Genomic DNA, 13,288 nt, shown 5'->3' with positions numbered 1-13,288 from the left:
CGGCCGATCAACATGGCGTTGTGCTGGGCGAAATCCTCCAACCGAAATGCAACAAGTAGGCTGCAAAGCGGCTGTTGCGCAGCCTGATGAAGCGTTTTGGCTTCATTCCAAAGCGGATTATCACGGGTGAGCTGCAGTCCTATGGTGCTGCCAAACGAGAGGTTGCGCCGGGCCTGGATCATAGGTCACACAAGGGCCTCAATAACCGTACCGAAAACAGCCATCTCCCGTTCCAAAAGCGGGAACGGGCGATGCAAGGGCATCGATCTCCAGGAGGTTTGCAGCGGTTCGTGGCCACCCATTCAGCCATTCGGAATTGCTTTTGTGTTCCTGTACGCCGTCGCTCAGCCCTAACAATCCGATATCACCGCCTCGACGAAGCCTTCGACACCTGGCATCCTGTTACCCGAGCAGCTTGACGACCGAGCATCAGGATATCTTCATGGGCCGGAAGTTAATGTGACAACACCCTTCATTGGTCACTGGAACCGCCAAGCCACGTTCTTGTCGCTTCAAGCCCTTCACGCAGGACAGAAAACATCTTCATAATTTCACTTTCGCTAATGATGAAGGGCGGTGAAAGAACACACATGTTGATAACAGGTCTAACTAATAACCCACGTTTTTGGCATTCTAAATCGATCTGGTCACCAATCTCGTAGTCGTATCCCAAGTCGCTCTGGGGATCACCATCGACAGAACATTGAACGCACCCCATCAAACCCATACCGCGCACGTCGGCAACGATGTCGATCTGACGCAACTGCCGCAGTTGATCCTGAAAAATCGGAGCGACCTTTCGAACGTGTTCGAGAAGCTTTTCCCGTTCAATAATCTCCATGCTTTTTAATCTGGCGGCCGCGCTAACCGGGTGACCAGAATAGGTATATCCATTTGAGAAGGCTGCATCTTTTCCTGGAACGCCTGCGATCAATCGGTCAGAGATAATCGCGGCACCCATCGGCGCGTACCCAGAGGTCATTCCTTTGGCACAAGTGATTATATCTGGTTGAATGCCGAAAACAGCCTCTTACGAAAACCAATGACCCATTCGCCCAAAAGCCGTCACCACTTCGTCGGAGATATATAGAACATGGTACTTCTTGCAGATGTTTAGGCAGCCTTCGTGATATCCTTTTGGCGGCACGATCACGCCGCCAGACACCAGAACCGGTTCAGCGATAAAAGCGGCAACATTTTCTGGGCCAAGCGCCACAATTGCGTTTTCAAGATCGGAAACTTTCTCTTTCAGAAAGCTCTCTTCGCTTTGACCAGGTGCACGGTAGAGCGGATTCACGTCTGGCAGGAAATGTGCGAGGTCATCGGCTTTGTCGAGCCAAAACCTATCACGCTCTTTCCCGCTGACGCTGGCCGCCAGATAGGTGCGGCCATGATAGGCTTTTTGCCTTGAAATGATTTTCTTTTTCTCGGGCCGTCCTAAATGGTTGCTTCGAAAATTGACAAATCGGATAGCCGTATCCACCGCGGTGGAACCGCCTGTGGTAAAAAAGACATTGTTCAAATCACCAGGCGCGCGTTTGGCAATTTCGCGTGCGAACCGCGCGCAGCAGTCGAGTTGGTGTTGTTGAAGGGCGAGAAATAGGCAAGGCTCCGAGCTCGCTCAGCCATGGCCTCGGCCATCTCCTCTCGCCCATAACCGATCTGGGTGCACCACATGCCTCCCGGTCCGTCGATCAAGCGTTCGCCTTTTTCGTTCACCACATGGATGCCACTGGCACTTTCGACAAAAGTACGGTTGTTTTGCCCAAAGCTTCCATCCCTTCCCACGGGTGCAGGAAGTGATCGTTGTCCCATTGCTTGGCGTTAGAGTTGTCCATGGTGGGCCATGCTTTCCGCGCTCATTACAATGGGGAATTCTTCGCGTACCTGAGTGTCCGAAGCGCCGAAGTAGTTAGGGAAATGACTGTTTAGAATGGAATTGGCCTTGTCACGGGCACGGTCCATCAGGTCAGTTTTGCCTTCGTTTTCCCAAGTATCTGTACGCTCACGATCCATAAGCCGCGGGTAGACAAATTCGGTGTTCATATAGTTCAGCGTGTGTGGGTTGCCGAGGAAGTGACCAGGATCTATGGCACACTGGTGGATCACATCCACCGCCATGGTTTCATCTGTGACCTCTATCCCGCGCAATGATCGCAGGATCATACCACCCGCTTCGTCATCGATGACCATGCTTTCAAAACTGCATCCCATCAGGCTGCCGATCATACCGCCAAACTCGCAAAGGCGATTAGCACCGGCATGAGCGGCAAGTGTGAAGGTCAGAGCCTTTTCTAACCCGTATTGCGCGTCGGGTATTTTGGCATCAGTCATGCCTGCGCCAACGGATGAGGGAAGGCCATAGAAATTGCCCATCTGAATGGCTGCCGCACCGATGAGAGCCTGTTCACCGCTACCGCCGGTGAACGATCCGCTGCGCAGGTCAGTGATGAAGGGCCAGGCGGCAAAGCAGACCGGACAACCCGGTGTGATGAGGTTTACAATGGCAACGCAGGCCAACGTTTCTGCCACGGTTTGCACCAGTGTTCCCGCAAGTGTCGCCGGGGCTGTGGCCCCTGCCTGCGGAGGTACGGCCAGATCGACAGTCAGGCCAAGTTTGGCAGTATCAATCAGGATCTCCATGTTTTCCTTGCCGATCCGCAGAGGCGAAACCATGGGGCAGCCGCCAAAAATGACGCTTGGCTTTTTCATGAATGCCCCTTCACCACCCTGGGCCAAATCAAACATGCGGATGGCATGCGGGATATGGCTGCGGTCTCGAAAAGTCAGACAGGCAGGTTTTTGGCTACCGGCGAGCATCGCATATAAGGTGTTCATATCGTGGGTGAAATCATCGGTCACATCGGTGGCCAAAACCGTATCGCCCAGCATATGGATGTTGTCCAAACGGTCGACCAGACGGGTGAAATCATATACGTCGCGAAGGACCGATGGACGATAGGACTTGGTCTCGGAATCGAAGGTTGTGACGGCGGTGCCAGAGTTGGCGAAATAGACACTCTCTGCCGAGCAATGCATGTCGTCTTTGCCTTCACGCTCTCCTCGTGCATAGACGTAAAACTCCCTGGCAGCACCAGCCAGGATGTCTTCCATCAGGGCACGGGGAAAGCACAGCCGATTGAGGTCGTTCATAACCGCGCCTTTGGGCAACACCAGATCAAGCAGTTCCGGGAAATGGTCGGTGACACCGGTGTTTTCCAGAACGGTCAGGGCCGCTTGGTGGATGTTCTCCATATCTGTCTGGGTCAACGGCTTATAGCGCCCGCCGCTTAAGCCTCCACGTACCGCCTCATTACCCGTGGTTGCCTGTTGAACCTTTATGCGCGCGGCGCGCCCGCCGCCACCGCGACGGCGTGATTTTGCCTCAGCCATTGCCGGCCATCCTTTGTTCTGGTTCCGGGCTGATCATGGTGAAATAGAAGTCATAAAAATCCTGGATCGAGGTTTCCATTTCGCCCAAGGGACCCGGTTGGAAGTATTGAGAGTTTACCCCGGACTGGTTGTGGCGAATGATGCGTTCGTCATCCAAAGATGTGACATGCCAAAGCCAGGTCAGGTCTTCTTTGTTGTAATCCTGGCCTTCTTCGGCGTCAGCGCGAACCAGCCAGACCACCTGAATGTCGGTTTCCTGCAGATCACGTGGAATAAAGCGGTAGCCGACCAAGTGATCTGAATAAATCAGGAACCAATTCAACGGGCCAATATCAAAGTCAGTTGCGCCACTGTCGAAACCTTTCAGCGTTCCAAGCAATGGCGCAAGCGCCTCGCCCGTTTTACTGCCGGTTTTATAGCCTTGGTAAAGCGGATAGCGCCGATAGTACCCGCTGGTGAACGGGGTGGGCGCAGCGTCGCCGACAAGCGCCAATTCATCAGATGACAGGCCGACTTCGACAGCCCTTGCCTTGAGCGGCTCAACCAAGCCAGCCATGTCTTGCGGCGATTTCAGGCTATGGGAACGAGAGTATTCTTTGTGCGCTGGTCCGCAGTGGTAGCATTCCAGATAGTTCTCAACCGCCAGTTTCCAATTCGCTGGAACCGGAAATGACGCCGTATGCGCTACTTTCAGATCGTCAAAGCCATAGGGTTCGACGAGTGGCGAAAGCTGACTGAGGACAGGATCAAGCGATGGTGTATTGGCATCTGCACAAACAAAGATCAGGCCTTTGAAGACACTCACCTGAACGGGAAAGAGCCCGAATTTGGATGGGTCAAAATGCTCCCCCATGTTGTGGCCTGCACGAAGTTTTCCCGATAGCTCATATGTCCAGGCGTGGTAGGGGCAAACAAGAACACGCGAGTTGCCGGACTGCTCAGTGCAGACGCGAGAACCCCGATGGCGGCAGACATTCAAATGAGCGCGAATATCGCCATCGCGGTCGCGAACAATGATGATGCTCTCCGGGCCATAGTCGAACAGGAAGTAGTCGCCGGCTTTTGGGATCTGACTGACATGCCCTGCCCAAAGCCAGTTGCGGTTCCAGACCTGGGCAATGTCATAGTTATAGATGTCTTGCGAGGTATAGAATCCGCGCGGCAGGGCATGGCCGTGCTGGTGCGAGGTTATCAATGTATCCAGCTCATAAGGTCGGCTGTTCATAACGTTTCCTCCAAATCGATAATCTCGCGGCGAAACCAATCCTTGTCTGCTTCTGCCTTGGGGCGTTCAAAATCGCGAGCGGCGCGGTGGCCTGCGAAAACTGCGTCAACGATCAGTCCAGGAGACGCTGCATCGCCAATAAGTTCGAGGGTTTTCAACCCGAGCCCGCGCAAGCTGTCATAAAGCGCTGTCTCACGATGGCGCTCGGTGACCAGAATTGTCGAAGCACAGGGAACATCCGTTTCGCGACCGGTAAAGGCACACCCAATACGCGCCATGTCACCTTCAACTGCGGTCAACACCTGATTGCAGCGAATATCAATACCAAGCTCGATCAGACGGGCCTGAATGCGAGGCTGCTCCAGAGTATTTACCGTGTAAGCTGAGACCAAACTCTCCGGCGTGACAAAGACCATCTGGTATCCTGCAGTCGCAAGTTTTTCGGCGATCACTCCTGCCAGATAGATGTGGTCATCATCATAGATCATCACCGGCCCATCCGGAGGCAGAAGGCCGTTCATGATGTCATCAGGTGTTAGCACTATGGCATCGGGCTTAATCGTGGGTTGGTGGCGCTGGGTGTTGCGCCCCATGCCATCAGTGCGCCAATGGCTACCGGTCGCGACAAAGACGTGTTCGATGCCAAGCTCTGCCACCTGATCGCCGTCAAGCCTGCTGTCGGTGAACAATTGGACGTTGCTGCGCTGCTTCAGATCATTCAGGCGATAGTCGACGACGCGGGACCAAGCTGCGAGGCCGGGAAGTTTGCTTTCTTTCGTAACCCGCCCGCCCAATTCGGCTGACGCCTCGGCCAAGGTCACCTGATATCCTCGCCTAGCCAATTGTGTGGCGCATTCAAGACCGGCGGGGCCACCGCCGATAACCAAAGTATCCGCGTTGCTCTTTTTCGGTGCGATGGTTTCGGGGTGCCAACCGCGTCGCCATTCCTCACCCATGGTCGGGTTTTGAGTGCAGCGGATCGGGATGCCCAGATTGTCAGAAGAGACGCAGATATTACAGCCGATGCATTCGCGGATTTCGTCAATGCGACCCTCTTCAATCTTTTTCGGAATGAACGGGTCCGCGATGGAAGGTCGCGCGGCTCCGATGAGGTCGACAATTCCCTTTTTGACCATCGACAGCATCATGTCAGGGGACGTCAGGCGACCGACACCAACCACAGGTTTCCGGGTTATCTGTTTGACGTGGGACAAAAACGCGTTCTGATATCCGTCTTCTGGCTGAAAACGGGTTGTGGCACTGTCATTCGACCAGTCGGCTACATTCACATCCCACAGATCCGGGAGGTCAGACAAAAGCTCGACCACGGCGCGGCCTTCTTCCGCGGCCTGCATGCCGTCGGTGCCCATCATTTCGTCGATAGCAAAGCGAAACGCCACAGCGCAGCTATCGCCCACAGCCTCGTGTGTGTCCTCCAGCAACTCGCGGGTCAGACGCACACGGTTTTCAAGTGATCCGCCGTATTCATCACTTCGCTGGTTCATATGCTGCAGCATGAAATGTTGCGCCAATGTCATGTTGTGCCCTGCGTAAACGTAAATAATGTCAAATCCGGCGTTTTTTGCTCGCAAGGCAGCATCGCGGTGCCAGCGGCGGAGCTCCCGAATATCGGCCTTGTCCATCGCCTGTGCCTGCTTGGGATGCGTCGTATCAACGGACATCTCGGACGGTGCAAGAACCGGGGCGCGGGTCAGCAAGTTCTGCGCATGGTTGCCATTGTGAACCAGCTGGATGGCCGCTAGCGCCCCGTGCGCATGTACCGCATCTGTCATCAGCCGCAACGCGGGCACATCGCGCTCGTCCCATAGCCGCCCCTCGGCATAAGGAGACAGGTCCGAGGTCGGGTGGATTTCGGTTTCCTGATTGGAAACCACCGCCCACCCGCCTTCGGCTTTCATCCCACGCAGGGCTGCATCGGCCTGCGGCCGGACATGCCCCAGCCCGGTGCAGTGGGGCACTTGATAGAAGCGGTTCCTAGCTGTGACTGGCCCGATCTGAACCGGTTCAAAAAGCAGAGCATATGGGTTCGCGTTCGACATATTCACGCGTTTTCCTGTATCTGGGATCTGGAGCCATAAGGCCCCGGAAAAGTGGTTGTGTTAGAAGCCGGCTTTGATCCGTTCAAATTCTGCCAGCATTTTTGCCTCAAGCTCGGGGTTCACCGCATCAAAGAACAAACTGCCTTCGAAGAAGCTTTTAGGGTCAGCAAAACCATAGGCTTCGATGTTGGCCTGATCGGCAATTTCAAACGCTTTTGCGTTGGAATGCGGGTAGCCCCAATTGTCGATGATGTACTGGCCGCTGGCAGGATCAGAGAGCGCGTTCAACAGATCATAGACCTGATCGGCCGGCGTTGTCGAAGACTTCAGATGCACGTAGCCGCACGCCCAGGTCGCGATGCCCTTGTCGACATCACGCATCATGGCGGCAGGCACTTCGTTCCAGATCAGGTTCAGTTCTGACTGGTTCCAGGCCCAGCCCAATTCGATCTCACCACTGGTCATGGCTTGATCAAACTGACCCGCATCTGACCAATAAAAGCGCATATTCGGGTGGATCGAGCGCAGGAAATCAGATGCTTCCTTGAATTGCTCGTCGCTCAGATTGGTATAATCGTCGGCGTTTCCGGTGGCCAGCGCGGCCAAGGCGAATGCAGATGATGCGGCATCCGGGACGGCAATCTTGCCAGCATAGGCCGGGTCCGCCAGCAATTGCAGCGAGATATCATCGCCTGAGATTTTGTCGGTGCGATAGATGAGGCCCGTGTTCCCCCACTCGAATGGCAACATGTAAAGCTTGCCGTCTAGGACGATGGCGTCGACTTCCTTGATCTCGGGCAGTACATCGGCCCAGTTGGTCAGTTTGCTTTCGTCCAGCGGCTGGATCAGATCGGCTGCGACCCATTTCCGGACCGCGTCGGAACAAGGATGCGCCAGATCAGCCGTGAAACCCGAACTCAGTTTCGTAAAGGCTTCCTCCTGACTTCCGAAATAGGAATAGCTTGGCGCCTCATCCCCGTATTTTTCCATGTAGCTGGCAAAGAACCCGGGATCTTCATATCCCGACCAGTCAAACACCGTCAGATCGGCGCCACCTGCTATGGCACTTCCTGTACTTATCGCCGTCGCACATGCGAAGGCCGCAATTCCCTGAAGTTTCATTTTATCCTCCCATTATTTTATTCTGTATCTGTACCAAGATCGATCACGCTGGCCCCCTGAAGCCCCAGCCAAACGGCATCACCGCGCTTGAAATCAACCGTGTGAAAATAGTTTGGAACCGAGACCGAGATCGGCTTTTCGGTTTCCGCAACTTGTATGTGGTAGTGAATGTTCTCACCATAGAAGGCGACGTTGCTAACTGTGCCCTGAACAGTTGAGGGATAGTCCTCAGGCTCTTCCGCCGTGATCTCCAATTGTTCCGGCCGAATGCCGATATTCATCTCACGGGAACTGGTCGTGACGTTGGGATTTCTCTGAATCTCCATTTGACCAAAGGCGACCGCATCGATCGAAAGCGTATCGCCGGTCTCACCCAGCAACTGGGCAGGCAAGATATTCATCTCACCGATGAAACTGGCAACCTGCTGATCGCAGGGCCGGGCGTAAAGCGTTGTTGGCGTATCCACTTGCTTGAGCCGCCCATTGAACATCACGCCGATGCGGTCGGACATGGTCATCGCCTCATATTGGTCGTGGGTGACCATCACAAAGGTGATGCCAAGCGATTGCTGCAGATTACGCATTTCAAACTGCATCTGTTCGCGCAGCTTCTTGTCGAGGGCTGACAAGGGCTCATCCAGCAACAACACTTTGGGCCGCATGATAAGCGCGCGGGCGAGCGCCACCCTTTGCCGCTGCCCACCAGACAACTCACTTGCGCCGCGATCCTGAAGACCGCCCAGCTCGACCATTTCCAGGGCTTCGGCCACGCGCTGGTCGATCTCAGCCATGGGGGCCTTGCCGCGTAATCCATAGGCCACGTTGTTTCCAACATTCAGGTGCGGGAAGATGGCGTAGCTCTGAAAAACCATGTTGGTCGGGCGATTATTTGCAGGCACACCCTCCATATCCTGCCCATCAATCAGCACAGTGCCCTTGGTCGGCTCCTGGAAGCCCGCTATCATCCGCAATACCGTGGTCTTGCCGCATCCCGATGGGCCGAGGAGCGAGAAAAACTCGCCCTCTTTGAGATCAAGGTTGATCCCACCTGCAGCCACGAATGTCCCGTAGCGTTTCTCGACATCCCTGAGTTCTATGATGTTTCTGTCTGTCATCGGACCTCTGATGTGGATGAGCGGCGGCGGAAATACTCGGCCAATACCAAAAGCAGAACCGAGGTAAGCAACAGGATGGAGCCCAGCGCCAATACGTTTGGAAGCTTTGCGGGGAAACGAATCTGGCTCCAGATATAGACCGGCAGGGTTGGCTGGTTGCCGGATAGGAAAAAGGCGAGGACGAATTCATCGAAGCTGACCGTGAAAGTGACAAGCATGCTGGCTACGATACCGGGGGAAACGACCGGCAACGTCACGCGGCGAAAGGTTTCGAACACGCCGACGCCCAGATCATAAGATGCTTCCTCCAGCGATGCGTCAAAGTCATCAAATGCAGACTTCAGGATCGAGACGGAGAAGGGCAGTGCGAGAAACGTATGGCCCAGTACAACGGTCAGCAAAGACGGCTTGAGACCGAGAAACAGGAACAGGACCAGCATTGAAGAGGCCACGATAATGCCGGGAATAACCAAAGGCAGCATCACCAGACCTTCAGCCGCGCGCTGGCCTCGAAAACGATATCGAACAAAGGCGCGAGCGGCAAACAACCCCAGAGCGGTAGAAAGAATTGCAACGACAGTACCGACGCCAAGCGAATTCCAAAGGGCCTGAATCAAGGTATCCTGCTCACCCAGCTTCCGATACCAGTCCAGCGTCCAGCCCTTGATCGGAAAGGCAACGATTGTGCCGCTGTTAAAAGAGAACAACGGCAGGAAGAGAACCGGCAGATACAGAAATACCAAATACAGGAATGCATAAGCTGTCAGGGTCGAAGGACGTTTCATCTGATCCGCCTCCCAAACTGAGTGGCAGTAATGACGAATACGATGGCGACAAAACCCACCGACAGCATCGCGATCAGTGACAGCGTGGCACCGAGAGGCCAATTGTTGGCGGCCCCGAACTGCACCTGAATAAGATTGGCGATCATCTTCCCGTCCGACCCGCCGACCAGTGCCGGGGTCACGTAGTCACCAACTGTGGGGATAAAGATGATCATGCAAGCGGCAATAACACCCGGTATCGTCAGCGGCAGCGTCACTCGCATGAAACGTTGAAAGGGGCTGTTTCCAAGATCGGTGGCAGCTTCCAGTAGACTAGGATCGATTTTCTGCAACGAGACATAGATCGGCAGGATCGCAAATGGTGCCCAGGCATGAGCAAGTGTCAGTACGACCGCGAATTCGTTGTATAGCAAGAAGTCGAGAGGTTCGCTGATCAGGCCAAGCGCCAGAAGCGCGGAATTCATTACCCCGTTGAACCCAAGGATGAGTTTCCAGGCAAACACGCGCAGAAGATAGCTGGACCAAAACGGAATGGTGATGAGCAGAAGCCAGATGGTCTTTTTCCGGGCCTTCACCGCGATGAAGTACGCGATGGGATAGGCCAGTGCGACGGTGACTGCCGTAACTGCTCCGGCAATCCAGATCGACCTAAGCACTAAGTGTCGAACCAAAGGATCAGCAAGCGCGTCGCGATAATTTTTCAACGTCGGCGTCTTGTCGAGCGTTACGTAGGTCTGGGTCCAGAAGGAATAGGCTATCAGGATCACCAATGGCGCCGCCACCAGAAAGCCCACGTAAGCCGTGGCTGGCGCGCTGAGGGAATAGCCCCGGGACGCTTCGCTACGAAAATTCACCTTACCTCCCTTCTGAGTATTTACGAGTCTCTAATGGACGATCGTCCATTTAATGTTGCGCCAGAAAGACCTTTCGTGTCAATCTTCCTGTAAGCCGCCCATATGAGAAGATCCCAAACTAATGGAATTATTGAATAGAGTGAAAGACTCCAAAGGAAAAAAGCGCAGTTCGAAGCGCGATCCAGAGGCCAATAGGCAGCTTCTGATCAAGGCGACTCTGGACACCATTGCCGATATTGGAGTCACCGATACCTCGGTCAGCCGCATCTGCGAGCGTTCTGGATTATCACGCGGAATGATTCATTTGCATTTCGGTGGGAAGGACAATTTGCTGACGGCAGCAGCCCAGCATTTCAGTGCCCAATATTATGCCGAGATGGACAGATTGACCGATCTGGGCTCAGATGCATCGCCCGAAAACCGAGTGATGGCTGTGATCGAGGCGGATCTGTCTGAAGCTCTGCTCAATCCTAGAAGTACAAAAATCTGGCATGCATTCCGAGGCATCGCGAGTTCGCACCCCGGCATCGCTCGCTACAGCAGCACTCAGGATCACAAACTTGTCGAGACCTTGCGGCTTGCGTTTAAGGAGATAGCTCAAAAAAACGAGCGTGACCCAAACTTGGTGGGCGATGCCACCGCCGGAACGCTGGCTTTGCTGGAAGGTATGTGGGTCAATTACCTAACAGATATGCAGGGCTTTTCACGACGACGCTCTGTTGATCTTATCAGACGGTTCTTGTGTGGACTTTTCCCCGGCAATTTCAAATTGTGAGATTTTGGAGCGCTCAAAGTTGACACAGAAAACAGCAACTTCTTAGGACTTTGATGCAAATTTTTGACTGTCGATACGCTTGGGCTAAGCCCGTGAATGGCTTTCGGTCCGGGCGTGTTGCATGGATCGGATGGTCGCGGTAATTCCGGCGTTTTCTCTGACGCAAGCGACGGTAGATGCCCTACAAATTCAATGATGCCCGCAGAGACAAGTTCGACAAGGCACGATACCGCGTCACAAATTGGTCGGAGTACAGCGAAAGCCTCCGAAAGCGCGGTGAATTGACCATTTGGGTTTCAGATAATGTGGCACGGAATTGGGCATCGCCGCGCCGTACGACCCGCGGCGGTCAGGCGGTCTACTCTGATTTGGCGATCGAGATTTGCCTCACGATGCGGGTCGTGTTTCGGCTTGCATTGAGACAAACTCAGGGCTTCATGCGGTCGATTGCGAAGCTTATGGGTTTGGATCTTGTGGTGCCGGATTTCTCGACGCTGTCGCGGCGGAGCAAGAGGTTGAAGATCACCCAACACCGATGCGCTTTAGATAAGCAGATTACCCTCATTGTGGACAGCACAGGCCTGAAAATGCATGACGGCAACGGCTGGCATGAAGAAAAGCACGGCGCCAAGAGAGCACGCAAAACCTGCCGCAAACTAAACATTGCCCTCGATCCCGGCACTGGCAAAATCAATGCGTCTAAACTGACATCGGAACATGTCGGCGATGAGACCACACTCCCGGAATTGCTTGCGCAAGTTGACGTCATCGTGGAGCGCTTTCTGGCGGACGGCGCATATAACGGCAAAGGCGTTTACGGATGGTTGTTGTCCAGGTTTGGACCAGACATCGAGGTTGTAGTCCCGCCGCCTAAGAATGCAGTGCTTGGTGAAAATCGGCAGCGCAACCAGCACATTGAGAACATTGCCGAGCACGGCGGAATGACCTGGCAGGCCGACACTGGATACAATCAAAGATCACGCGTCGAAGCTCAGATCAGGAGATGGAATCAGGTTATCGGAAGCAGCCTTCAAGCACAGGCAACCGAGAACCAAATCTTTGAGATAAGCATCGCAACAAAAGTCCTGAACCGAATGACCGAGCTAGGCTATGTGAACTACGAACGCGTCTCCTGAAAAGGTTGGGATTGGGGGGCTTTCGCACATCTCTTGATCCATGCAACACGCTCGTTTGTGACGGCGATCAGCTTATCGTCACTCGTATCGACAGACTGGCGCGGTCTACACATCATCTCTGCCAGATCGCGGAGACCCTGCGCCAGCGGTGTAGTCTCATTGTTTCGGGAAAACCAAAAACGCTCATGAGAACGCCCTATTCTGCACTCAACCGGAATCGACCCCCGACATGCCGCCAATCACGAGGCTAGACGATGCCGAAATCGCATTCGGGTGCCCGATTCACTGGAACAAGAAGGCGCTGGAAATCTGTTTCCCAAGACATCTGTTGACGGCCAGCGCTCCCGCGCACCCTATCAGCGTATCCACAGTCGAAGACATCGTCCGCGAAAGGTCCGGCGGTACACCGCGCGATTTTCATCAGGTCGTTGAAGCGGTATTGCTGATGCAGCTCAAGGAACAGAATATTTCCATCGACCGAACCGCACAGGCGCTGAATTTATCCGATCGGAGTTTGCAACGGAAGTTGGAGCAGGAAAACACTACATTCCGCACCCTAACCAACGAAGTGCTTGTTACCCGCGCGAAAGAGCTGCTTCGTCACGGGGGTATGTCCGTGAAGGCGATCTCGCTTGAGCTCGGCTATTCCAGCCAGCACAAATTCAGCCGCGCCTTCCGGGACTGCGTTGGGCTGTCACCGACGCAATATCTGAGCCAAAGTGTCGTAGATCACCTGGAGAACAGGCTCCCATCTGGGCCATTGCGATGCTCATTTCTTCGGTAAGCACTGACCATAGCTGTTCGAGGCCCTCTTCGCCTTCAG

The 13,288-nt window shown here is 54.3% G+C and carries 13 protein-coding genes and 1 pseudogene; 5 read left to right on the top strand and 9 right to left on the bottom strand.

Annotation, left to right across the window (positions count from 1 at the left end):
• Positions 1-86 precede the first annotated feature (86 nt).
• Positions 87-419, top strand: a complete 333-nt coding sequence (locus Q0816_RS22470) for a DDE-type integrase/transposase/recombinase (protein ID WP_298854840.1) — start codon at positions 87-89, stop codon at positions 417-419.
• A 53-nt stretch (positions 420-472) separates the two neighbouring features.
• Here the strand turns inward: Q0816_RS22470 and Q0816_RS22465 are convergent.
• From Q0816_RS22465 to Q0816_RS22425, 9 genes and pseudogenes are all read right to left on the bottom strand, one after another.
• A pseudogene (locus Q0816_RS22465) lies at positions 473-1,546 on the bottom strand (aminotransferase class III-fold pyridoxal phosphate-dependent enzyme).
• On the bottom strand, positions 1,519-1,815 hold the full coding sequence (locus Q0816_RS22460; protein WP_298854839.1) for a hypothetical protein: 297 nt from the start codon (positions 1,813-1,815) through the stop codon (positions 1,519-1,521). Before Q0816_RS22460 ends, Q0816_RS22465 begins: the two are co-directional and overlap by 28 nt.
• Before the next feature lie 9 nt (positions 1,816-1,824).
• Positions 1,825-3,393, bottom strand: coding sequence for a trimethylamine methyltransferase family protein (locus tag Q0816_RS22455; RefSeq protein ID WP_298854837.1), 1,569 nt, complete (start codon positions 3,391-3,393; stop codon positions 1,825-1,827).
• Positions 3,386-4,618: an aromatic ring-hydroxylating dioxygenase subunit alpha gene (locus Q0816_RS22450; protein WP_298854835.1), complete on the bottom strand. Its 1,233-nt coding sequence runs from the start codon at positions 4,616-4,618 to the stop codon at positions 3,386-3,388. The genes Q0816_RS22455 and Q0816_RS22450 overlap by 8 nt, the downstream gene beginning before the upstream one ends.
• A complete protein-coding gene (locus Q0816_RS22445; RefSeq protein ID WP_298854833.1) occupies positions 4,615-6,678 on the bottom strand; it encodes an FAD-dependent oxidoreductase in 2,064 nt (687 codons plus the stop codon). Before Q0816_RS22445 ends, Q0816_RS22450 begins: the two co-directional genes overlap by 4 nt.
• A 60-nt stretch (positions 6,679-6,738) precedes the next feature.
• Positions 6,739-7,800, bottom strand: a complete 1,062-nt coding sequence (locus Q0816_RS22440; protein ID WP_298854831.1) for an extracellular solute-binding protein — start codon at positions 7,798-7,800, stop codon at positions 6,739-6,741.
• Between the two features lie 17 nt (positions 7,801-7,817).
• The gene (locus Q0816_RS22435) at positions 7,818-8,915 is read right to left on the bottom strand and encodes an ABC transporter ATP-binding protein (RefSeq protein WP_298854829.1); all 1,098 of its coding nucleotides are present in this window, start codon (positions 8,913-8,915) and stop codon (positions 7,818-7,820) included.
• Entirely contained in the window at positions 8,912-9,700 is a 789-nt protein-coding gene (locus tag Q0816_RS22430; protein ID WP_298854827.1) for an ABC transporter permease, read from the bottom strand. Before Q0816_RS22430 ends, Q0816_RS22435 begins: the two co-directional genes overlap by 4 nt.
• Positions 9,697-10,554 carry an ABC transporter permease gene (locus Q0816_RS22425; protein ID WP_298854825.1) on the bottom strand — a complete coding sequence of 286 codons (858 nt, stop codon included), beginning with the start codon at positions 10,552-10,554 and terminating at the stop codon, positions 9,697-9,699. The genes Q0816_RS22430 and Q0816_RS22425 overlap by 4 nt, the downstream gene beginning before the upstream one ends.
• 121 nt (positions 10,555-10,675) lie before the next feature.
• Here Q0816_RS22425 and Q0816_RS22420 point away from each other — a divergent pair, with 121 nt between their 5' ends.
• The 4 genes from Q0816_RS22420 to Q0816_RS22405 all read left to right on the top strand — a co-directional run bounded on the left by Q0816_RS22420 (position 10,676) and on the right by Q0816_RS22405 (position 13,249).
• Positions 10,676-11,329 (top strand): TetR family transcriptional regulator C-terminal domain-containing protein, encoded by a 654-nt coding sequence (locus Q0816_RS22420; RefSeq protein WP_298854823.1) that lies wholly within the window; start codon positions 10,676-10,678, stop codon positions 11,327-11,329.
• A gap of 176 nt (positions 11,330-11,505) precedes the next feature.
• Positions 11,506-12,465, top strand: coding sequence for an IS5 family transposase (locus Q0816_RS22415; protein WP_298854821.1), 960 nt, complete (start codon positions 11,506-11,508; stop codon positions 12,463-12,465).
• 5 nt (positions 12,466-12,470) lie between these two features.
• Entirely contained in the window at positions 12,471-12,716 is a 246-nt protein-coding gene (locus Q0816_RS22410) for a recombinase family protein (RefSeq protein ID WP_367180563.1), read from the top strand.
• Positions 12,695-13,249, top strand: a complete 555-nt coding sequence (locus Q0816_RS22405) for a helix-turn-helix transcriptional regulator (protein WP_298854817.1) — start codon at positions 12,695-12,697, stop codon at positions 13,247-13,249. Before Q0816_RS22410 ends, Q0816_RS22405 begins: the two co-directional genes overlap by 22 nt.
• Positions 13,250-13,288 lie beyond the last annotated feature (39 nt).

This window comes from uncultured Ruegeria sp., from assembly GCF_947497005.1.
Lineage (GTDB): Bacteria > Pseudomonadota > Alphaproteobacteria > Rhodobacterales > Rhodobacteraceae > Ruegeria.
Note: the sequence above shows the minus strand (reverse complement) of the source record. Positions and strands in the feature narration are given on the sequence as shown.

Coding starts and splice junctions, on each gene's coding strand:
- Q0816_RS22470 (WP_298854840.1), top strand. CDS start 87: ATGAAGCGTTTTGGCTTCATTCCAAAGCGGATTATCACGGGTGAGCTG.
- Q0816_RS22460 (WP_298854839.1), bottom strand. CDS start 1,815: ATGGGACAACGATCACTTCCTGCACCCGTGGGAAGGGATGGAAGCTTT.
- Q0816_RS22455 (WP_298854837.1), bottom strand. CDS start 3,393: ATGGCTGAGGCAAAATCACGCCGTCGCGGTGGCGGCGGGCGCGCCGCG.
- Q0816_RS22450 (WP_298854835.1), bottom strand. CDS start 4,618: ATGAACAGCCGACCTTATGAGCTGGATACATTGATAACCTCGCACCAG.
- Q0816_RS22445 (WP_298854833.1), bottom strand. CDS start 6,678: ATGTCGAACGCGAACCCATATGCTCTGCTTTTTGAACCGGTTCAGATC.
- Q0816_RS22440 (WP_298854831.1), bottom strand. CDS start 7,800: ATGAAACTTCAGGGAATTGCGGCCTTCGCATGTGCGACGGCGATAAGT.
- Q0816_RS22435 (WP_298854829.1), bottom strand. CDS start 8,915: ATGACAGACAGAAACATCATAGAACTCAGGGATGTCGAGAAACGCTAC.
- Q0816_RS22430 (WP_298854827.1), bottom strand. CDS start 9,700: ATGAAACGTCCTTCGACCCTGACAGCTTATGCATTCCTGTATTTGGTA.
- Q0816_RS22420 (WP_298854823.1), top strand. CDS start 10,676: ATGGAATTATTGAATAGAGTGAAAGACTCCAAAGGAAAAAAGCGCAGT.
- Q0816_RS22415 (WP_298854821.1), top strand. CDS start 11,506: ATGCCCTACAAATTCAATGATGCCCGCAGAGACAAGTTCGACAAGGCA.
- Q0816_RS22405 (WP_298854817.1), top strand. CDS start 12,695: ATGCCGCCAATCACGAGGCTAGACGATGCCGAAATCGCATTCGGGTGC.